The organism is Microbacterium galbinum, assembly GCF_023101185.1.
Taxonomy (GTDB): domain Bacteria; phylum Actinomycetota; class Actinomycetes; order Actinomycetales; family Microbacteriaceae; genus Microbacterium; species Microbacterium galbinum.
This window is the reverse complement of the sequence record NZ_CP078077.1, coordinates 3,133,643-3,154,010: the sequence shown is the minus strand read 5'-3', so window position 1 is coordinate 3,154,010 and position 20,368 is coordinate 3,133,643. Positions and strand designations below refer to the sequence as shown.

At 69.0% G+C, this 20,368-nt stretch carries 17 protein-coding genes; 8 read left to right on the top strand and 9 right to left on the bottom strand.

The window, feature by feature from the left end:
• Positions 1–11: 11 nt before the first annotated feature.
• Positions 12–2,453 (bottom strand): DNA gyrase/topoisomerase IV subunit A, encoded by a 2,442-nt coding sequence (locus tag KV396_RS15230; protein ID WP_247956246.1) that lies wholly within the window; start codon positions 2,451–2,453, stop codon positions 12–14.
• A 95-nt stretch (positions 2,454–2,548) separates the two neighbouring features.
• Here KV396_RS15230 and KV396_RS15225 point away from each other — a divergent pair, with 95 nt between their 5' ends.
• Positions 2,549–3,619 (top strand): alkaline phosphatase family protein, encoded by a 1,071-nt coding sequence (locus tag KV396_RS15225; protein ID WP_247956245.1) that lies wholly within the window; start codon positions 2,549–2,551, stop codon positions 3,617–3,619.
• A gap of 11 nt (positions 3,620–3,630) precedes the next feature.
• On the opposite strand, the gene sepH is transcribed toward KV396_RS15225, so the two are convergent.
• A complete protein-coding gene (gene sepH / locus KV396_RS15220) occupies positions 3,631–4,716 on the bottom strand; it encodes a septation protein SepH (RefSeq protein WP_247956244.1) in 1,086 nt (361 codons plus the stop codon).
• A 198-nt stretch (positions 4,717–4,914) separates the two neighbouring features.
• On the opposite strand from sepH, the gene KV396_RS15215 reads away from it, so the two are divergent.
• Positions 4,915–5,208, top strand: a complete 294-nt coding sequence (locus KV396_RS15215; RefSeq protein ID WP_247622371.1) for a DUF4193 domain-containing protein — start codon at positions 4,915–4,917, stop codon at positions 5,206–5,208.
• A gap of 89 nt (positions 5,209–5,297) precedes the next feature.
• Here the strand turns inward: KV396_RS15215 and KV396_RS15210 are convergent, their stop codons facing one another.
• Positions 5,298–5,762: a DUF3093 domain-containing protein gene (locus KV396_RS15210; RefSeq protein ID WP_247956243.1), complete on the bottom strand. Its 465-nt coding sequence runs from the start codon at positions 5,760–5,762 to the stop codon at positions 5,298–5,300.
• A 12-nt stretch (positions 5,763–5,774) separates the two neighbouring features.
• Here KV396_RS15210 and dut point away from each other — a divergent pair, with 12 nt between their 5' ends.
• From dut to dxs, 5 genes are all read left to right on the top strand, one after another.
• Positions 5,775–6,227 carry a dUTP diphosphatase gene (gene dut, locus KV396_RS15205; protein WP_247956242.1) on the top strand — a complete coding sequence of 151 codons (453 nt, stop codon included), beginning with the start codon at positions 5,775–5,777 and terminating at the stop codon, positions 6,225–6,227.
• A complete protein-coding gene (locus KV396_RS15200; RefSeq protein WP_247622374.1) occupies positions 6,220–6,807 on the top strand; it encodes a DUF3710 domain-containing protein in 588 nt (195 codons plus the stop codon). The genes dut and KV396_RS15200 overlap by 8 nt, the downstream gene beginning before the upstream one ends.
• Positions 6,804–7,550: a DUF3159 domain-containing protein gene (locus KV396_RS15195; protein WP_247956241.1), complete on the top strand. Its 747-nt coding sequence runs from the start codon at positions 6,804–6,806 to the stop codon at positions 7,548–7,550. The genes KV396_RS15200 and KV396_RS15195 overlap by 4 nt, the downstream gene beginning before the upstream one ends.
• A gap of 154 nt (positions 7,551–7,704) precedes the next feature.
• Positions 7,705–10,539, top strand: coding sequence for an aconitate hydratase (locus KV396_RS15190; protein ID WP_282185355.1), 2,835 nt, complete (start codon positions 7,705–7,707; stop codon positions 10,537–10,539).
• A 155-nt stretch (positions 10,540–10,694) separates the two neighbouring features.
• Positions 10,695–12,635 carry a 1-deoxy-D-xylulose-5-phosphate synthase gene (gene dxs / locus KV396_RS15185; protein WP_247622377.1) on the top strand — a complete coding sequence of 647 codons (1,941 nt, stop codon included), beginning with the start codon at positions 10,695–10,697 and terminating at the stop codon, positions 12,633–12,635.
• Between the two features lie 12 nt (positions 12,636–12,647).
• On the opposite strand, the gene KV396_RS15180 is transcribed toward dxs, so the two are convergent.
• The 5 genes from KV396_RS15180 to KV396_RS15160 form a co-directional block, all read right to left on the bottom strand.
• On the bottom strand, positions 12,648–13,343 hold the full coding sequence (locus KV396_RS15180) for an SPFH domain-containing protein (RefSeq protein ID WP_247622378.1): 696 nt from the start codon (positions 13,341–13,343) through the stop codon (positions 12,648–12,650).
• Positions 13,344–13,547: 204 nt separating this feature from the next.
• Positions 13,548–15,716 (bottom strand): 3-hydroxyacyl-CoA dehydrogenase NAD-binding domain-containing protein, encoded by a 2,169-nt coding sequence (locus tag KV396_RS15175; protein ID WP_407665542.1) that lies wholly within the window; start codon positions 15,714–15,716, stop codon positions 13,548–13,550.
• Positions 15,716–16,921, bottom strand: a complete 1,206-nt coding sequence (locus tag KV396_RS15170) for a thiolase family protein (RefSeq protein ID WP_247622379.1) — start codon at positions 16,919–16,921, stop codon at positions 15,716–15,718. Before KV396_RS15170 ends, KV396_RS15175 begins: the two co-directional genes overlap by 1 nt.
• Before the next feature lie 73 nt (positions 16,922–16,994).
• Positions 16,995–18,188: a ribonuclease D gene (locus KV396_RS15165; RefSeq protein ID WP_247622380.1), complete on the bottom strand. Its 1,194-nt coding sequence runs from the start codon at positions 18,186–18,188 to the stop codon at positions 16,995–16,997.
• Entirely contained in the window at positions 18,181–18,762 is a 582-nt protein-coding gene (locus KV396_RS15160) for a DUF3000 family protein (protein WP_247956240.1), read from the bottom strand. Before KV396_RS15160 ends, KV396_RS15165 begins: the two co-directional genes overlap by 8 nt.
• A gap of 25 nt (positions 18,763–18,787) precedes the next feature.
• Between KV396_RS15160 and KV396_RS15155 the strand changes: the two genes are divergently transcribed.
• Positions 18,788–19,942, top strand: coding sequence for an alpha/beta hydrolase family protein (locus tag KV396_RS15155; RefSeq protein ID WP_247956239.1), 1,155 nt, complete (start codon positions 18,788–18,790; stop codon positions 19,940–19,942).
• Here the strand turns inward: KV396_RS15155 and KV396_RS15150 are convergent.
• A complete protein-coding gene (locus KV396_RS15150; protein WP_247622383.1) occupies positions 19,926–20,357 on the bottom strand; it encodes a SufE family protein in 432 nt (143 codons plus the stop codon). The two genes, KV396_RS15155 and KV396_RS15150, sit on opposite strands and share 17 nt — an antisense overlap.
• Positions 20,358–20,368 lie beyond the last annotated feature (11 nt).

The following is a 20,368-nucleotide window of genomic DNA, read 5'->3' as shown; positions in this document are numbered from 1 at the left end:
CGCGGTGGAGATCAGACCAGCGTGCGTCCGATACTGCCGATGACACCGTCCGTCGGCTGACCCGAGGCGTCGCGTCGAGCTCCGGACTCGGGCAGCTTCCGCACGGCGCCGGTGGGGTCGACGGCCTGCGCGGGGCTGGCCCCGACCCAGGCCACCGTCAGCCGGTCCTCACCCTTCAGGAAGGCGTGCGCGCGCACGCCGCCCGTGGCGCGACCCTTCGACGGGTACTCCTCGAACGACGACACCTTCGCGCGCCCCGCATCGGTGCCGGGAAGGATGCTGTCGGAGCCCGAGACCGTCGCCACGACGGCATCCGATCCCGCGCCGACGACGCCGAAGAAGAGCACGGATGCTCCCGCCCCGAGCTTCACGCCGGCCATGCCGCCTGCGGGGGCGCCCTGCGGGCGCACGGCCGAGGCCGAGAAGCGCAGCAGTTGGGCGTCGGTGGTGACGAACACCACCTCGGAGTCGTCGGGTGCGTCCGCGGCACCCACGACGGAGTCCCCGGCCTTCATCCCGATCACCTCGACGTCGGGACGCACCGGAATCGAGGTCGGGACGATGCGCTTCACCGTTCCCTGCGCCGTCCCCAGCGCGATCGGGGTCTCGCTGTCGAATCGAACGAATCCGAGGATGCGTTCCCCGCGGGTCGTGATCCCGAGGTAGTCGCGCAGCGGCGTGCCTGCGGCGAGCTGCACCGAGCTGGACGGCACCGAGGGCAGGTCGACGGGGGAGAAGCGCACCACGCGCCCGGCACTCGTCAGCGCGCCTATCTCCGCCCGCACCGTCGTCTCGACCGTCGCGAGGATCGCATCGTGCTTGCTGCGACGCGCGGGAACCGTGAGCTCCTGTCCGTCGACGAGGTCGACCCGCACCGCGCGCCCGGTCGTCGACAGCACGAGGACGGTCGGCGCATCCGCGATCTGCAGGTCGACGGCGCCCTTCGTCGCGCGGGGCTTCGGCGGTGCGGCGTTCATGAGCAGCGTGCGGCGGGGGGTGCCGTAGGCGTCCGCGGCGGCGTCGAGTTCGGTGGCGACCGCCCGACGCAGCAGCGCATCGCTGCCGAGGAGCTCGCGGAGCGCCGCGATGTCGGCGAGGAGCGCGTCGCGCTCGGCTTCGAGCTCGATGCGCGAGAACTTGGTGAGTCGACGCAGTCGAAGCTCGAGGATGTACTCGGCCTGGAGCTCGCTCAGATCGAACACGTCGCGCAGCTTGATGCGGGCCTGCTCGGAGTCGTCGGACGATCGGATGACCTGGATGACCTCGTCGATGTCGAGGATCGCGATCAGGAGGCCCTCGACGAGGTGCAGGCGCTCCTCGCGCCGGGCCAGACGGTAGCGGCTGCGGCGGGTGATGACCTCGAGCCGGTGGGCCACGTAGACGCTGAGCATCTCCTTGAGGCCGAGCGTGCGGGGCTGGCCGTCGACGAGGGCGACGTTGTTGATGTTGAACGAGTCCTCGAGCGGGGTCAGGCGATAGAGCTGCTCGAGCACGGCATTCGGATCGAACCCGGTCTTGATGCCGATCGCGACACGCAGGCCGTGGTTGCGGTCGGTGAGGTCGGTGACGTCGCTGATGCCCTGGAGCTTCTTGGCCTGGACGGCATCGCGGATCTTCTCGATCAGCCGCTCGGGGCCGACCATGTAGGGCAGCTCCGAGACGATGATGCCGGTGCGACGCGGGCCCAGGGGCTCGATCGAGACCTTCCCGCGCACCTTGAGCGCGCCGCGACCGGTCGTGTAGGCGTCCTTCACACCGTCGAGGCCCATGAGGACTCCGCCGGACGGGAAGTCCGGGCCCGGCACGTACTCCATGAGCTCTTCGGTCGTGGCGTCCGGGTTCTCGAGCAGGTGCGTCGCGGCGGCCACGACCTCGATCAGGTTGTGCGGCGCCATGTTGGTCGCCATACCCACGGCGATACCGCTCGCGCCGTTGACCAGGAGGTTGGGGAACGCGGCGGGCAGCACGGCCGGCTGCTGGAACTGGCCGTCGTAGTTGGGGACGAAGTCGACCACGTCTTCATCGAGGTTCTCGGTGAGGGCGAGAGCGGAAGCGGCGAGGCGCGCCTCCGTATAGCGGGCGGCCGCGGGCCCGTCGTCCAGGGAGCCGAAGTTGCCGTGCCCGTCGACGAGCGGCACGCGGAGAGCGAAGTCCTGGGCGAGACGCACCAGCGCGTCGTAGATCGCCGAGTCACCGTGCGGGTGCAGCTTTCCCATCACCTCGCCGACGACACGGGCGCTCTTGACGTGTCCGCGGTCGGGGCGCAGCCCCATCTCGGCCATCTGGTACAGGATTCGGCGCTGCACCGGCTTGAGGCCGTCGCGGGCGTCGGGGAGGGCGCGCGAGTAGATCACGGAGTACGCGTACTCGAGGAAGGACCCCTGCATCTCGCTGGAGAGATCGATGTCCTGGATGCGCTCCTCGACGGGCTCGGGCGGCGGCGTTTTCGGCATGGGGTTCCTGAGGGCGTGCGGGGGCCTGTGTCAGACTGGCTCGGGTGTCCCTCATGCTACCGTCCGAGTCCGCGTTAGCCCGGAGCATCGTCGGGGTGGCGGACGACGTGTTCTCCGCGCTGAGCGGCGATGCCGGGCGTCTTCCCCGAGCGGCGTCGGTCGTGCTCGTCGTGATCGACGGACTCGGTGCCATCGGCCTCCGCGCGCACGCCGGTCATGCGCGCAACCTGACGGCGCAGATGACCAAGCGCGACGTCGCGACATCGGTGTTCCCCTCGACGACCGCCTCCGCATTGACGAGCATCCTCACCGGTGTCTGGCCGGGCGAGCACGGTCTGATGGGCTACCGCGTCGTCGACCCGGATCGCGACCTTCTCGTCAATCAGCTCACGGGATGGGAGAGCGAGGGGCTCGACCCCGCGACCTGGCAGATGGCTCCGACGATCTTCGAGCGTGCGGCAGCGACCGGGCACGGGGCGTTCGCGGTCGGACTCGCCGCCTATGCGCAGAGCGGATTCACCCGCGCGACGATGCGCGGCGCCGCCTTCGCTGCGGAGGCGCGTGCGGCCGATCGCGTGCGACTCGCCTACGCCCTCGCCGAACAGAACGCCGGTTCCCTGGTCTACTGCTACCTGCCCGAGGTCGACAAGGCGGGGCACAAGCACGGGATGGCCTCCACGGAGTGGCTGGCCGCGCTCGAGGACGTCGATGCCGCACTCTCCGCGCGCGTACCGTCCGGCGTGGGAGTGCTGGTCACGTCGGATCACGGCATGATCGATGTTCCCGAACGGCGGCAGATCGTTCTCGACGAGGCTCATCTGACGGGTATCCGACACGTCGGGGGAGAGCCGCGCATGATCCACGCCTATCTCGACCCCGCAGCCGACCCCGAGGAGGTCATCGCCCGGTGGCGCTCCGACCTCGCGGGCCTCGCCGACGTCGCCTCACGGGATGAGGCGACCGCCGCGGGCCTGTTCGGACCGCGGGTCGCGGATGCCGCGGCGGCGCGCATCGGCGACCTGCTCGCCGTCCCACGGGGGAACGGGGCGATCTACGACGGCACCGCCGCCGATCAACGCGGTCGCGGCATGGTGGGACAGCACGGCGGACTCACTCCCGAGGAGCGTCAGGTTCCGCTGATCGGGCTCGGTGCGTTCGCGCACTGAACCCACGAGCGTCACTCGTCGGTGCGCGCTCCGAAGACGATCTCGTCCCAGGAGGGCATCGCGTTCCGGCGCCGCTTCCGCGAGGAGGATTCGTTCGAATCGGAGGAGTCGCGCGCGGACGGGGGAGCATCCGTGCGGGGCTCGTCGGACTGCTCCGGCTCGAATGCGTCCTCGAAGAGCGCGATCAGGTTGCGATCCGGCTCGTCGTCGGTGGTTGCGGCCGGCGGGCTCTGCTCGGCAGTCGGCGCGTCGTCGATGGCCGGCGGAGCCTCGCGCTGTCCGCGGCGACGACGGAGCGCCTCCAGCAGATCGGCCGTCTCAGGATTCGTGCTCTGCGTCTCGGGCGCGCGATTGATCGCCGCGGCCTGCGCCGCCGCGTTCGATCGTTCGGGAGCGGACGGCTCCTCGACGGAGACCTCGGGGGCCGGCACGAGACGCGGGCCGAACGCTCCGGAGTCGAACCGGCTGTCGTCCTTGTAGGGCGAGGAGGTGCGGTCGGACTCCACGGCGCGCAGACGTGGGATGAGCCCGTCGGGGAGGGACCCCTGGCGGGAGAGCTGGGTGGCGTCGGCGTTCAGGGGCGACAGAGCGCTGCGGCGGGGATCGAAGCTCCACCGCGCGTCGTGATCGACCTCGTTCGCCGTGAACTCCAGCTTGATGATCCAGCCGGACTCCTCTTTCCAGCTCGCCCAACGCTCGGCGGTCGCCGCGACGTCGGAGAGCTTGGCGCGGATGGCCGTGCCGAACGTGGGCTGCGCGTCGGGTTCGACTTCGCTGCCGATCAGCACGGGGACGGCGAGCGCCTGACCGATGACGTGCTCGCGCTCGGCGAGCACGGGCGCTTCGAAGCGCACGACGTCGTCGACGCTGATTCCGAGCAGCGCGGACACCTCGGATGCCGTGAGACCGGCGCGGATCTGCGCCTGGATGTCGCGCGGGCTGGCGGCGAGCTTCTGGGCGGCCGGTTCGGCCTGCCGGGTCGCCCTGCGCAGCTCGCGCTGCAGCACGTCGTCGATGGCCAGCGCGAACCGCTCGCCAGACTCGGTCGCGAGCACGAGGACTCCTGCCTCGGTGCCGACGATGGTGACGTTTTCCATGCGAATGCCCCTCTGATGGGTGTGCATTCATGGTGTCACGCGTGGCCCGGTCCGGGCGGGAATACCGTGGGCGCGCCGCGAGTTTGCTCTGTCGATCGCACCGGCATTTGCGAAATGCCTCTCGGTCATGCAAACTATGGCCGCCGAATACCCGACGGCGCACCACCACTCGCACCATGAATGTGGAGATCTAACCGCATGGCAACCGACTACGACGCCCCCCGTAAGAGCGAAGACGACTCCGAGTCGATCGAAGCCCTGAAGGAGCGCGTTCCCGACAAGCTCTCCGGATCGACCGGAGACGAGGACGCCGACAACCCGTCCAGCTTCGACCTCCCCGGAGCCGACCTCTCCGACCTCGAGCTGGACGTCGTCGTGCTGCCCGCGCAGCAGGACGAGTTCACGTGCATGAGCTGTTTCCTCGTGAAGCACCGCTCGCAGCTCGACCACGAAGAGGCCGCGGGCCCGATCTGCAAGGAATGCGCGGCCTGACGGCTCAGCGCGACGAATCACGCGCCCCGACCCTCGCGGTCAGGGGCGCGTTGTCGTCTGTGCGTGGTACTCGATCGCGGGCGGCGCGCTCAGCGCTGCGCGGTGCGGATGGCCGCGGCGAGGCGGTCGGGAGTGCGGGTGGAGACCGTCCAGGCGGTCACCGGGTCGGCGGGATCGTCGTTCGGGACGACCACGATGCCGTCGATGCCGCCGCGGATCAGGTGCCATCCGCGAGCGGGCAGGCCCGTTCCTCGGGCGTCCTTCGCATCGTTGCCCGTGAGCGCGAGCGGAGCACCCAGATGGGCGACGTCGATATGTGCACGGCCGGCGCGGAGCACCCCGTCCTCGACCGAGACGACCGGGGTGATGACGATGAAGAGCGCCACGAGGAGCGCCGAGACGACTGCTCCGGCGACGAGCGCGATCGTCGCGCCGACCGGGACGAAGATGAGCGCCACCATGGGGCCGGCGAGCGCGACCGTGACCAGGAGCCACAGGCTCGGCGAGAGCCGCTCGCGGTAGCGCGATCGTGCGTCGGTGGTGGGGTTCTGCATTAGCCTCATGGGGTGACCGATTCCGTTGATGTCCCCATTATCGCCGCTCAGCCGCCGGTCTATGCGCATCCCGGCGATGCCGGCGCGGACCTGACGGCCGCGGAGGCCGTGCACCTCGAGCCGGGCGAGCGCGCGCTGGTGGCCACGGGTGTGCGCATCGCGCTGCCGGACGGCTACGCCGCCTTCGTCGTGCCGCGCAGCGGACTCGCGGCGAAGCACGGCATCTCGATCGTGAACTCGCCGGGAACCGTCGACGCGGGCTACCGGGGTGAGATCAAGGTGAGTCTGATCAACACCGACACCCGCAGCGCGTACGATGTGGCGGTCGGCGATCGTATCGCGCAGCTGATCATCATGCCGGTGACGCGTGCCGTATTCCACCCGGTCGACGAACTGCCCGAGAGCGTTCGCGGCGAGGGCGGATTCGGATCCACCGGATATCAGGCAGGGAAGAGCAATGACTGACAACACCCCCACTCCCCAGGAGTCCGCACCGCTGAACCGTGCCGTCGACGGTCCGTTCGACGACTCCGAGGCGAATCCGGTCCGGCCCTACATCGACCTCGGCGGCATCAAGATCCTGCCGCGCGAGGGCCTCAACCTCCGCCTCGAGGTCGAGGAGCAGTCCAAGCGCATCGTCGCCGTCGGTCTCGACTACGCGGATTCCTCGCTGCAGGTGCAGCCCTTCGCGGCGCCTCGCTCCGGCGGACTGTGGGACGAGACCCGAGTCCAGCTCCGCGACCAGGTCAAGGCCCAGGGCGGCCGCGTCGAAGAGCGCGAAGGCTCTCTCGGCAAGGAGCTGCTGGCGGAGGTGCCCGCCGCCGCGAACGAGGGCAGCGGACTCCGCCTCGCGCGCTTCATCGGCATCGACGGTCCGCGGTGGTTCCTGCGCGGCGTGATCGGCGGTGCCGCGGCATCCGACCCCGACGCCGCCGCGAAGGTCGAGGATCTCTTCCGTTCGATCGTCGTCGTGCGCGGCGGCTCGCCCATGCCGCCTCGCGACCTCATTCCGCTGAAGATGCCGGCCACGCCGGGATCGGCGTGAGCGGGGCGGCCCCGCAGGGCGACCGCGAGCAGTCGGCCTCGGAGATCCTCGGCGCGGCGCTCAGCGGAGCGGCGCGCCGCGCCGGTGTCGACCCCGCCGAGGGTGCGAACACGCACACGGTCGTCTGGTCGGCGATCGGCGGATGGCGCGGGATCCTCGAGTCCGTCCTGCCCAGTCTGGCGTTCGTCGTTCTGTTCACGATCCGCCCCGAGCCGCTCATCCTCGCCCTCGGGGTGTCGGTGGGGCTCGCCGCCGTGTTCACGATCGTCCGTCTCGTGCAGAAGTCGCCGCCGTCCGCGGCGATCGGCGGGCTGGTGGCCGCGGGTGCGGCCGCCGCGCTGGCGCTGATCACCGGGCGCGGACAGGACAACTTCGTGCCCGGGCTGATCACGAACGCCGCGTACGGCACGGTCCTGCTCGTCACCGCACTCATCGGCTGGTCGCTCATCGGCATCGCCGCGGGCTTCCTCATGGGGGAGGGCATGGCCTGGCGTCAGGATCGTCGCAAGCGTCGCGCGTTCCTCTGGCTCGGCGTGGCCTGGTCGGCCCTCTTCTTCGCGCGCCTCGCCGTGCAGCTCCCGCTGTACCTCGCGGGCGAGGTGACGGCGCTGGGCACGCTCAAGCTGATCATGGGGCTGCCGCTGTTCGCGCCGATGGTCGCCGTGACGTGGCTCGTCGTGCGCGCGCTGTACCCGCCGGAGAAGCGAGCGGCGCAGGCGGCGGAGACCACGTCCGAGGCGTGATAGATTTATCTTGACATCAAGATAAATTGCAGGGCTTCTGCCTGGAGGGTCTAAGGCGCAGACTGGTTAGGTCCGCCTTGCTAGCCCCGGCCCCTCCCAGGCGAGCAAGATGGAATCGCCTGTCGCTTCCATCAGATCAGAAGGAGACGGAATCGTGTCCACGGTGAACAGCTTCGGTGCCCAGAGCACCCTGACGGTCGGCAGCACCGACTACGAGATCTTCCGCATCGACACGGTGCCCGGTTTCGACAAGCTCCCCTTCAGCCTCAAGGTGCTGCTGGAGAACCTCCTTCGCACCGAGGACGGCGCGAACGTCACGAAGGCGCAGATCGAGGCGCTCGGATCGTGGGATGCCGCGGCCGAGCCGAACACCGAGATCCAGTTCACGCCGGCGCGCGTCGTGATGCAGGACTTCACCGGTGTGCCCTGCATCGTCGACCTCGCCACGATGCGCGAGGCCGTCACGGCCCTGGGCGGCGACGCGAACAAGATCAACCCGCTCTCGCCGGCCGAGATGGTCATCGACCACTCGGTGATCGCCGACCTGTTCGGCTCCGAGAACGCCCTCGAGCGCAACGTCGAGATCGAGTACGAGCGCAACGGCGAGCGCTACCAGTTCCTCCGCTGGGGCCAGACGGCCTTCAGCGATTTCAAGGTCGTGCCGCCCGGAACGGGCATCGTGCACCAGGTGAACATCGAGCACCTGGCGAAGGTCATCTACGACCGCGAGGTGGGCGGTGTGCTGCGCGCGTACCCCGACACGTGCGTCGGCACCGACTCGCACACCACGATGGTCAACGGTCTCGGCGTGCTCGGCTGGGGCGTCGGCGGTATCGAGGCCGAGGCCGCGATGCTCGGTCAGCCCGTGTCGATGCTCATCCCGCGCGTCGTCGGCTTCAAGCTCAGCGGTGAGATCCCCGCCGGCGTCACGGCGACCGACGTCGTCCTCACGATCACCGACCAGCTGCGCAAGCACGGCGTCGTCGGCAAGTTCGTCGAGTTCTACGGCGAGGGCGTGGCCTCCGTGCCGCTCGCCAACCGCGCCACGATCGGCAACATGAGCCCCGAGTTCGGGTCGACCGCCGCGATCTTCCCGATCGACGACGTCACGCTCGACTACCTGCGCCTCACGGGCCGCAGCGAAGAGGCTGTCGCGCTCGTCGAGGCGTACGCCAAGACGCAGAAGCTGTGGCACGACCCCTCGCAGGAGCCCGTGTTCAGCGAGTACCTCGAGCTCGACCTCGCGACCGTGGTCCCGTCGATCGCCGGCCCGAAGCGCCCGCAGGACCGCATCCTCCTGTCGGAGGCCAAGTCGCAGTTCGAGCAGGACATCCTCGGATACGCGACCCCGTCGACCTCCGACTCGATCGTCGACCTCGAGTCCAAGCACTCGTTCCCGGCGTCCGACCCCGGTCAGGCCCCCGGCGACGAGGAGCCGACCACGCGTCCGGTCCACATCAACAGCGGAGCACCGGCGAACGCCTCCAAGCCGGTTCCGGTGACGACCCCCGACGGCGAGAAGTACATCCTCGACAACGGCGCCGTCACGCTCGCGGCCATCACCTCGTGCACCAACACGTCGAACCCGTCGGTCATGATCGCCGCCGGTCTCGTCGCACGCAAGGCGCTCGAGAAGGGTCTCAAGCAGAAGCCGTGGGTCAAGACCACGCTCGGCCCCGGTTCGAAGGTCGTCACCGACTACTACGAGAAGTCCGGTCTCGACAAGGACCTCGAGGGTCTCGGCTTCTACACCGTCGGCTACGGCTGCACGATCTGCATCGGAAACTCCGGTCCGCTGATCGAGGAGGTCTCCGAGGCCATCAACTCGCACGACCTGGCCGTCACCGCGGTGCTCTCGGGCAACCGCAACTTCGAAGGTCGCATCAGCCCCGACGTGAAGATGAACTACCTCGCGAGCCCGCCGCTCGTGATCGCCTACGCGCTGGCCGGCTCGATGCACTTCGACTTCGAGAACGACTCCCTGGGCAAGGGCAGTGACGGCAACGACGTCTTCCTCAAGGACATCTGGCCGTCCCCCGACGAGGTGCAGGAGATCGTCGACTCGTCGATCTCGCGCGAGCAGTTCATCAAGCAGTACGCGACCGTGTTCGACGGTGACGAGCGCTGGCGCAGCCTGCCCACTCCCGAAGACGCGATCTTCCAGTGGGACGAGGACTCGACCTACGTGCGCAAGGCGCCGTACTTCGAGGGCATGACGATGGAGCTCACCCCGGTGAAGGACATCCAGGGTGCTCGTGTCATGGCGACCCTCGGCGACTCGGTCACCACCGACCACATCTCGCCCGCCGGAAACATCAAGCCGGGCACGCCGGCCGCGCAGTACCTGACCGAGCACGGCGTCGACCGCAAGGACTTCAACTCCTTCGGCTCGCGCCGCGGAAACCACGAGGTGATGATCCGCGGTACGTTCGCGAACATCCGCCTGAAGAACCTCATGGTGTCGGCGGTCAACGACGGTGCCGTGGTCGAGGGTGGCTTCACCCGCGACTTCACGCAGCCGGGCGGCCCGCAGTCGTACATCTACGACGCGAGCATGAACTACCAGGAGCAGGGCACCCCGCTCGTCATCTTCGGTGGCAAGGAGTACGGTTCCGGCTCGTCGCGCGACTGGGCGGCGAAGGGCACCAGCCTGCTGGGCGTCAAGGCGGTCATCACCGAGAGCTTCGAGCGCATCCACCGCTCGAACCTGATCGGCATGGGCGTCGTCCCGCTGCAGTTCCCCGCCGGTGAGAGCTGGGAGTCGCTGGGCCTCGACGGTACCGAGATCGTCTCGATCGAGGGCCTGGAAGAGCTCAACAACGGCGTGACCCCCAAGACGGTGCGCGTCACGGCCACGCCGAGCGAGCACTCGCCCGAGGGCAAGCAGGCCGTCGAGTTCGACGCGGTCGTGCGCATCGACACCCCCGGTGAGGCGGACTACTACCGCAACGGCGGCATCCTGCAGTACGTTCTGCGTTCGCTCGTCTGAGAACTCCGACAGGGGACCCGGCGCATCGTAGCCGGGTCCCCTTCGTCATGCCAGGGGGTGCGCCTCCCGGGGGATTCTCCGGGGTTGGCGGTACCATCGATGAGGCCCCGGATACCGAGTCCGCGACCGACGACACAGCAGGTGAGGAGGTGCCGATGCCCATTCTTCCGAGCATCTCAGGACCCAGGGACCTCGACGGTCTGAGCGCCGAGCAGTTGGCCGATCTGGCGCAGGAGATCCGCGATTTCCTCGTCGAGAACGTCTCCCGCACGGGCGGGCATCTCGGTCCGAACCTCGGCGTCGTCGAGCTGACGATCGCGCTGCACCGCACGTTCTCCTCGCCGGACGATCCGTTCATCTTCGACACCGGACACCAGTCGTACGTGCACAAGCTGCTCACCGGGCGCCAGGACTTCTCGGGTCTCCGCGTGCGCGGCGGTCTCGCCGGCTATCCGCAACGCGGAGAGAGCCCGCACGACGTCGTGGAGTCCTCGCACGCGTCCAGTTCGCTGAGCTGGGCGGACGGCGTCTCCCGCGCCCTCACGGCCACCGGACGCGCCGACCGCCATGTGGTGGCGGTCGTCGGCGACGGGTCGCTCACGGGGGGCATGACCTGGGAAGCGCTCAACAACATCTCCGACGACAACGACCGCAACCTCGTGATCGTCGTCAACGACAACGGGCGCTCCTACGCCCCGACCATCGGCGGCATGTCGCGCTTCCTCAACCGCGTGCGCACCGCCGCCGCGTACAAGGACCTGCACCACAAGTCCGATCGGCTCTTCCGCGCCTTCGGTCCCGTGGGGCGCGCCGTGTTCCGCGGAGTCCGCGGCGGAACGCACGGCTTCCTCTCGCGCTTCACGAACAACGAGGCCCTGTACTCGAACCTCGACATCAAGTACCTCGGGCCCGTCGATGGGCACGACCTCCCCGCTCTCCTCGAGACCCTCGAGCTCGCGAAGTCCTACGGCGCTCCGGTGATCGTTCATGCGATCACCGAGAAGGGGCGCGGCTATCAGCCGGCGCGCGACGACGACGCCGACCAGTTCCACGCCGTCGGCAAGATCGACCCCGCGACCGGCGAGACGCTCTCGTCGGGCGGTCGCGGATGGACGGATGTCTTCTCCGATGCGCTCGTCGACATCGGCTCGCGCCGCGAGGACGTCATCGGGATCACGGCCGCGATGCTCCGCCCCACCGGTCTGGCGCCGTTCGCCGAGCGATTCCCCGAGCGCGTGTACGACGTCGGTATCGCCGAGCAGCACGCCGTCGCGTCAGCGGCGGGCCTCGCATACGGGGGACTCCACCCCGTGGTCGCGGTGTACGCGACATTCATGGGGCGTGCGTTCGACCAGGTGCTCATGGATGTCGCGCTGCACCGCGCAGGCGTGACGTTCGTGCTCGACCGTGCCGGGGTGACCGGTCCCGACGGGCCCAGCCATCACGGCATGTGGGATCTGGCGATGCTGCAGATCGTGCCCCACATCCGTATCGCGGCTCCGCGCGACGGCGTCCGGCTCACGGAGGCGCTGGAGGAGGCCGTCCTGGTCGACGACGCGCCCACGGTCATCCGCTTCCCGAAGGGCGAGGTCGCCGCCGAACTGCCCGCGCTCGACCGCCTCCACGACGGCGTGGACGTGCTCGCGCGAGGCGAGAGCGAAGACGTGCTGATCGTGGCGATCGGCCCGTTCGCGGCGATGGCAATGGACGTGGCGGAGCGGTTGCGCGCCCAGGGGATCGGAGCGACGGTGATCGATCCGCGCTGGGCGATCCCGGTGCAGCCGTCGATCGTCGCTCTGGCAGCACGTCATCGTCTCGTCATCACGATGGAGGACGGCATCCGCGTCGGCGGGATCGGCACGCGCGTGCGTCAGGTGCTGCGCGAGGCAGGAATCGATACGGCGGTCGACGAGCTCGGTCTGCCCGACGAGTTCCTCGACCACGCGTCACGGGAGCAGATCCTGGCGGACGCCGGTCTCACCGCGTCGAAGATCGCGCAGGACGTCGTCGCGCAAGTGCTGGGAACACGTATCCCCGTCGCACGGAGCGCCGGGGAGACCGGCACGATCGACCTCCCGCTGCACGAGAAGCGCTGACACCCGCGCTGATCAGTTGAGCGCGTGGAGCGCGGCGACCGCCTGCGCGTCGCGATCGGTGTCGCGGAGCGCCGTCGACAGCAGGTAGCCGTCGGTGAGCGCATCGCCGGTGACCATGACGCGCACGAGCTCGACGCCGCAGGCTCGCCGTACCTCGTCAGCACTCGCGGCGATGACTCGGGTGTTGATCTCGTCGTTGTGCGGGAGCTCCGCACCGTCGAAGCCGCGGATCACGTCACGCAAGGCTGCGCCGACGATGTTCGACGCGCGCTCCTTCACGTTCACGACGTCGAGCTCGAACACCCGGAGATCGCGGCCGGTGGGGATCGGTCTCCACTCGAACGACGCGTGGACGCGATGTTGGTGCCCCTTCGCTCCCGTCATCTCGCGGGCGGGCAGGTCGGTCGCGCGGCAACGCACGTCGACGAGCCTGTACCAGTAGAACAGCGGGAACGCGCCGTGCGATCCGGGATGGAGCACGACCACTTCGCCGACAGCGCCGCCGCGACTGCTCGGACGCCGCTGCGGGCGGTTCCGGATGATCGGCTTGCCGTTGCGGGTGCGGATCGCTGCCCAGCCCTCGTCCACCGTCACGATGAAGATCTTCAGGAGCGCCGGAACGACCAGCAGGATCGTGAGGATCGCGGTCCCGGTCTTGAGCAGACCCGAGAGTCCCTTGCCACCCAGCATCGAGAGGAGCATGTCCATGCACACCACTGTGCCCCCTCGTCCGCGATCGGAGTGCTGTGAACGGGCGTGAAGGCGCGCTGTTCATGCGCTGTTCGGTGCGTGTTCGCCCGACCGCCGCCGGACGGATACGGGGCGGGGTCGGAACGACCGACCGTCAGCCGAGCGCGTGGAGAACGACGGAGGGGGCCGTGCGCGCTGCACGACCCCCTCCGCTGCGCGTGATCAGCGGTTCTCGACGCCCCGGATCTGCGGGGTGTGGAACGATCCTCCGAAGGCACGATCCGACGCGCCCTCCCGGTCGAGGTACGGCGAGGCGCCGCCGTCGATGAACGGCCAGCCCGCGCCGAGGATCAGGCAGAGATCGATGTCCTCCACCTCCGGGACGACGCCCTCGTCGAGCATCCGCTTGATCTCGTCGGCCAGGCCGTCCTGCACGCGCTGCAGGATCGTCGCGGCCGATGCCGGCGTGGAACCGACGGCGGGCTTCAGCAGCTTCTCGGCCTGCTTCGTCCACCCGGTGACCCGGCCGCCCTTGTCCTTCTCGACGATCGCGTCCAGTTCTGCGAGAGCGTGGAAGTTCTCGTTCGCGTAGAAACGCTCGGGGAACGCGGTCGCCATCGTGTCCTGGACGTGCGCGGCGACCTTCCAGCCGACGAGGTCGATCAACTGGAACGGACCCATCGGCAGGCCGAGCGGACCGAACGCCTTCTCGACGTCGACGATCGGGGTGCCCTCGTACACGGCGCGGGCCGCTTCCCCCATGACCTTCGCCAGCAGGCGGTTCACGACGAATCCGGGAGCGTCGGCGGTGAGCACCGCGTTCTTGCCGAGATTGCGAGCGACCACGAAGGCCGTCGACAGCGCGGCATCCGACGTGCTCGGCGTCTTCACGATCTCGATCAGCGGCATGACCGCGACCGGGTTGAAGAAGTGGAAGCCGACGAGACGCTCCGGGTGCTCCAGCTTTGCGCCGATCTCCGCGACCGACAGCGACGAGGTGTTCGTCGCCAGGATCGCGTCCTCGGCGATGATCTTCTCGATCTCGCCGAACACCTGCTGCTTGACGCCGACCTCTTCGAACACGGCCTCGATCACGAAATCGCAGTCCGTGTAGAGGCTCTTGTCGGTGGTGCCGGTGACCAGCGCGCGCAGCTTGTTCGCGGAGTCCGCGTCCAGGCGGCCCTTGGCCTCGAGCTTGCCGATCTCCTCGTGGATGTACGCCACGCCCTTGTCGACGCGCGCCTGGTCCAGGTCGGTGATGAGCACCGGCACCTGCAGTTTGCGCACGAACAGCAGGGCGAACTGGCTGGCCATGAGGCCGGCCCCGATGATGCCGACCTTGGTGACCTTCTTGGCGAGGGCCTTGTCCGGCGCCCCGACGGGGCGCTTCGCACGCTTCTGAACGAGGTCGAACGCGTACATGGATGCCGCGAACTGGTCACCCGTGACGAGATCGGCGAGGGCCTCGTCCTCACGGACGAACCCCTCGGCCTTGGTGCCGCTCTTGGCCTTGTCGAGCAGGTCGAGCGCCGCATAGGGCGACTTCGGCACGGTGCCGATCTTGGACTCGAGCATGCCGCGCGCCATCTTGATCGCGATCGGCCACTTGGTGAGCCGCTCGAGCTTGCCGGGCTCGTTCTTCCGCTCGACTTTCTTGCCGTCGAGGACCGCGTCGGCCCAGGCCAGTGAGTTCTCGAGGTAGTTCGCCGCGGGGAAGATCGCGTCGAAGATGCCGAGATCGAACGCCTGCTGCGGCTTGAGCATCCGATTCTGCTTGAGCGGGTTCGAGATGACCACCTCGAGCGCGTTCTCGATGCCGATCAGGTTCGGCAGCAGGTAGGCGCCACCCCAGCCGGGGATGATGCCGAGGAAGACCTCGGGCAGCGCGACCGCCGCGGCAGAGGAGTCGACCGTGCGGTAGGTCGAGTTCAACGCGATCTCGAGTCCGCCTCCCAGTGCGAGACCGTTCACGAAGGCGAACGAGGGCACGCCGAGCTCGCCGAACTTGCCCAGCACCTTGTGGCCGAGCTGCGCGATGAGCCGGGCGTTGTCGCGCGATCCGACCTTGCCGATGTCGGAGAGATCCGCGCCCGCGGCGAGGATGTACTGCTTGCCCGTGATACCGACCGCCTGGATCTCTCCGGCGGCCGCTCGCGCGGTGAGCGCGTCGAGGGTCTCGCCGAGCTGCGTGAGCGTCGCGGGCCCGAGGGTGTTCGGGCGGGTGTGGTCGCGACCGTTGTCGAGCGTGATGAGCGCGAGCACCTTTCCCGACGCGAGGCGGATGTCGCGGACGGGCGACTGCGTGATCACCTCGCCGTCGGTGAGCGCCCGGATCGGTGCGAAGTCGACGTTCGCGTACTGTTCGGAAACCGTGTTCGCCATGCCTGCCATCACTTCCGCTTCTTGCCGTCGTAGTGCGGGTTCTCCCAGATGACCGAACCGCCCTGTCCGAGGCCGACGCACATCGCGGTCAGGCCGTAGCGGACGTCGGGGCGCTCGGCGAACTGGGCCGCGAGCTGGATCATCAGGCGCACACCGGAGGCTGCGAGCGGGTGGCCGAGCGCGATGGCCCCGCCCCACTGGTTGACGCGGGGGTCGTCGTCCGCGATGCCGAAGTGATCGAGCAGCGAGATGACCTGGATGGCGAACGCCTCGTTGAGCTCGAAGAGCCCGATGTCGGAGATCGACAGGCCGGCCTTCTTCAGCGCCTTCTCGGTCGACGGGATCGGACCGATACCCATGATCTCGGGCTGGACGCCCGCGAACGCGAACGAGACCATGCGCATCTTCGGGGCGAGACCCAGTTCCTTGACCGCGCCGCCGCCGGCGAGCAGCGACATCGTCGCGCCGTCGGTGAGGGGTGAGGAGGTGCCGGCGGTGACGCGACCGTGCGGGCGGAACGGCGTCTTCAGAGCGGCCAGGTCCTCCATCGTGGTCTGGGGGCGGCGCCCCTCGTCCTCGGTCGCGAGTCCCCAGGCGCCCTCGGCATCCTTGATCGCCACCGAGACGAGGTCGGGCTGGATCTTGCCCGCGTCGTAGGCGGCCTGCACCTTGTGCTGGCTGAGCATGCCGAACCGGTCGGAGCGCTCCTTGGTGAGGTGCGGGAAACGATCGAAGATGCGCTCGGCGGTGACGCCCATGTTGAGCGCTCCGGGGTCGACCATCTTCTCGGCGACGAATCGCGGGTTCGGGTCGGCGTTGCCGCCGATCGGGTGATGACCCATGTGCTCCACGCCACCGGCGAGGGCCAGGTCGTACATGCCCACCCCGATCGAGGCGCCCATGGTCGTCACGCTCGTCATCGCTCCCGCGCACATCCGCTCGACCGCGAGGCCGGGAACGGTCTGGGGGAGTCCGGCGAGGATCGCCACGGATCGACCGAGCGTGAGTCCCTGATCCCCGGTCTGCGAGGTCGCGGCGATCGCGACGTCGTCGATGCGGTCGGCCGGGACGGCCTGATTCCGCTCCATGAGACCGATGGTCGCCTTTACGGCGAGGTCGTCTGCGCGGGTGTTCCAGTACATGCCCTTTTCGCCGGCGCGCCCGAAGGGGGTGCGCACTCCATCGACGAAGAAGACGTCCGAGATCTCGGCCACTCTGCCTCCAAGTTTGTGCGGTGGCCTCAGTCTAGGGAGGCCCCGAAACGGGGAGGAATCGGTTGGATCGAACCTACGAAGCCGTGGCGGGAGCCTCGTCGGGCTGTTGCGCTGCTTCTACAAAAGCGGCGGCGATCTTCTGTGCGGTTTGTTCAACCTGCCAGGTGCGCGCGCCCAGTGCCGTCAGTGCGCCGCCGATGGCTTCCGGGGTGTCTCCCGCGGGCGCCCACGCGACGCGTCGGAGGTACTCGGGCGTCAACAGGTTCTCCGTCGGCATGTGCAGTTCCTCGGCGATCGCCTCGACCACGGGGCGCGCGGCTTTCAGGCGTGCATCAGCCTCGGGGTTGCGATCCGCCCAGGCGCGCGGGGGCGGCAGAGCGTCGCTCGGAACCCGTTCGCGCGGCAGCTCCTCGGTCGCCCGTCCGTCGACGATGGCCTGCCACCAGCGGTCGAGCTGCGTGCGGCTCGCGCGCCCCTGGAACTCCTTGATGCCGGCGAGCGCCTGCTTGCTCTGCGGATTCGCCATGACCGCCGCCACCAGCGAACGGTCGGGGATGAGGCGTCCGGGGGAGACGTCCTGGGCCTGCGCATATGCTTCGCGTGCCTGCCAGAGGGAGCGCGCCACGGCGAGATTGCGGGCACCGCGCACCTGGTGCAGTCCGCTCAGACGGCGCCAGGGGTCTTCGCGGGGCGGCTTGGGTGCGCGACTCAGGGTCGCCGCGAACTCCTCGGCGGCGAATGCCGTCTTCTCCTGCTCCTCGAGTTCGAGGGCGAGCGCATCGCGCACGTCGATCAGGTGCAGCACGTCGAGGGCCGCGTATTCGAGCCAGGAATCCGGCAGGGGACGCGTCGACCAGTCCGCGGCCGAGTGCTCCTTCTTCAGCGTGATGCCGAGCGTGTGCTCGACGACGGCGGCGAGACCCACGCGCTCGTGCCCGAGCAGGCGCGAGGCGAGCTCGGTGTCGAAGATCGTGTGCGGGTCGAGGTCGAGCTCGCGCAGCGAGGGGAGATCCTGACTCGCGGCGTGGAAGACCCATTCGACGTCGCCGATCGCCGCGTTCAGCGGAGTGAGGTCGCCGATGGCGGGCGGGTCGAAGAGGAACACGCCGGCGTCCCGGCGGAAGACCTGCACGAGGTAGGCGCGCTGGGAGTAGCGGAAGCCGGAGGCGCGCTCGACATCGACGGCGACCGGTCCGGTGCCGTTCGCGAGCACGGCGCAGGCGGCGCGGAACTCCTCGGCATCCGAGATCACGGAGTATTCAGTCACGTACAGCCTTTCGCGCGCCGAGAACGGCGATGCCCTCGGAACCGGGCGGAAGACCCGCCAGCATTCCGACCAGTTCGGCCCATGCCTCGACGTGCGGACGGAACGGGCCCTGCGGAGTCCAGGACGCCCGCAATTCTATCTGTGCGCCGTCGCCTTCGAGGGCGAGGCCCCCGAATCCCTTCGACAGCGTCTTGGTGGAGGTGCCCGACGCTGCGCCGTACCGGGCCTCCCGGGAGTCGAGGGCATCGACGAGCCACGACCAGGTGACGTCGGCGAGCAGCGGATCCGTGCCGATCTCCGTCTCGAGCGGTGCCTGCGCGAAGATGACGATCCGCCACGATCCTCCCCAGCCCGCCGGTTCGTCCGGATCGTGCAGCAGCACGAAACGACCCGTTCCGTACACGGAGTCGCCGTCGTCGTCGGGGCGGACATCGGCGGCGAGCGCCAGAGCGAAGGGCGCGAGGCCGGTCGGGGTCGGAATCTCGTGCACGGTGATGTCGTCACGGAACGCCGTCTCGCGCAGTTCTGCGGCGGCGTTCTCGAAGAGGGTCCCGGCATCGGGGGGTGCGGTCACGGCAACAGGCTAGAGTCAGGAAGCGATGAAGAGTCTCAGGCACGCCGTTGCACTCCTTCTCCCTGTCCTGCTCGCACTCGGAGCGGCGTCCGCGCTGCTCGTGCTGAGCATCGCCCGCCGGGTCGTGATGCCGACCCGGAGCGGACCCAACACGAAGATCCTCGCGGTCGACACGGGAGCGCAGACCATCGAGCTCGCTCGCACGCTCGACACCGAGCTTCCCGGGCGTTACGGGCTCTACACGACGGGAACGTACGGATACGTCAAGCTGGGTGCGGTGCTCAGCGCCGACAGCACGACCGTGCGGCGCAAGCTCCTCACCCAGATCGAGCCGGGTGCGCGCGTCGATCGCGACGCCGGTTTCAGCGGCTGGTACTACTCCGCCCCATCGGAGCTGCATCTGCCCTGGAGCAACGTCCTCATCGGTTCGCCCGCCGGACCCTGCCCCGCGTGGTTCTTCCCCGCGGCGTCGAGCACCTGGGTCATTCAGGTGCACGGACGTGGAACGACCAGGGCCGAGTGCTTGCGTGCGGTGCCCGTCCTCCACGCCGCAGGGCTGCCGAACCTCGTGGTCTCGTATCGCAACGACGGCGAGGCCCCGCGAAGCCGCGGCGGAGCGTATGCACTCGGAGCCGCGGAATGGCGTGACGTGGATGCCGCGATCGCCTACGCCCTCCGGCACGGAGCCGAGCGGGTGATCCTGATGGGCTGGTCGATGGGCGGTGCCGTCTCGCTGCAGACGGCCGTGAACTCCGGCAACCGCGACCGCATCGCCGGGCTCATCCTCGAGTCGCCGGTGGTCGACTGGCGCACCGTACTGCGTTATCAGGCACGAGAGGCGGGGCTCCGCGCACCGCTTCCGGCACTGGCGATGGGGGCGCTGTCCCTTCCGGTGACCGCGCGACTGAGCGGGGCGGAGGACGCGATAGCGTTCGACCGCCTCGACATGGTCGCGCGCGCCGAGGAGCTCGCCGCCCCCACGCTCATCCTGCATAGCGACGACGACGGCTTCGTACCCGCGGACGCCTCGCATGCCCTGCGGGACGCGCGCCCGGACCTCGTCACGATGCCGGTCTTCTCGGGGGCGCGCCACACCAAGATCTGGAACTACGACGAGACCGGGTGGACCGCAGCGGTCCGCGACTGGCTCGCGGCGCAGGGATTCAGCGCTTCTGCCTGACCTGCTTCTTCGCTCGCATGAGCATTCCCGTCATTCCGCCGATGCGCAGGGGCGAGACGGCCTTGGTCAGACCGATCGCCTGCGGGTAGTCCTCGGGGATCGCCAGCACCTCGTCGGGCGTGAGCCCCGTGATGCCCTGCACGAGGATGCTCGCGAACCCCCGAGTCGTCGGCGCCTCCGGCGGTGCGGTGGCGTGCATGACGACGCGGCCATCGACGATCTCGACGTAGATGTACACGGGGGACTGGCACTCGGCGACACGCTCGCACATCTCCGGATGGTTCGCGACCTCCTCGGACACCGCGGGGAGCTCGTCCGCGAACTCCAGAAGGAGCAGCAGGCGGTCGCTCTCGGGCGTGTCGAGGAAGGCGTCTCGGATCTCGGCGAGGGTCTCAGGAACGTGCGTTTCGCTCATCCCTGTCATTG

Excerpts from the sequence above, each read along its gene's own strand:
- KV396_RS15215 (WP_247622371.1), top strand. The coding sequence starts at position 4,915 with ATGGCAACCGACTACGACGCCCCCCGTAAGAGCGAAGACGACTCCGAG.
- KV396_RS15210 (WP_247956243.1), bottom strand. The coding sequence starts at position 5,762 with ATGCAGAACCCCACCACCGACGCACGATCGCGCTACCGCGAGCGGCTC.
- KV396_RS15230 (WP_247956246.1), bottom strand. The coding sequence starts at position 2,453 with ATGCCGAAAACGCCGCCGCCCGAGCCCGTCGAGGAGCGCATCCAGGAC.
- KV396_RS15155 (WP_247956239.1), top strand. The coding sequence starts at position 18,788 with ATGAAGAGTCTCAGGCACGCCGTTGCACTCCTTCTCCCTGTCCTGCTC.
- KV396_RS15200 (WP_247622374.1), top strand. The coding sequence starts at position 6,220 with ATGACTGACAACACCCCCACTCCCCAGGAGTCCGCACCGCTGAACCGT.
- KV396_RS15150 (WP_247622383.1), bottom strand. The coding sequence starts at position 20,357 with ATGAGCGAAACGCACGTTCCTGAGACCCTCGCCGAGATCCGAGACGCC.
- KV396_RS15175 (WP_407665542.1), bottom strand. The coding sequence starts at position 15,716 with ATGGCAGGCATGGCGAACACGGTTTCCGAACAGTACGCGAACGTCGAC.
- KV396_RS15180 (WP_247622378.1), bottom strand. The coding sequence starts at position 13,343 with ATGGACATGCTCCTCTCGATGCTGGGTGGCAAGGGACTCTCGGGTCTG.
- sepH (WP_247956244.1), bottom strand. The coding sequence starts at position 4,716 with ATGGAAAACGTCACCATCGTCGGCACCGAGGCAGGAGTCCTCGTGCTC.
- dxs (WP_247622377.1), top strand. The coding sequence starts at position 10,695 with ATGCCCATTCTTCCGAGCATCTCAGGACCCAGGGACCTCGACGGTCTG.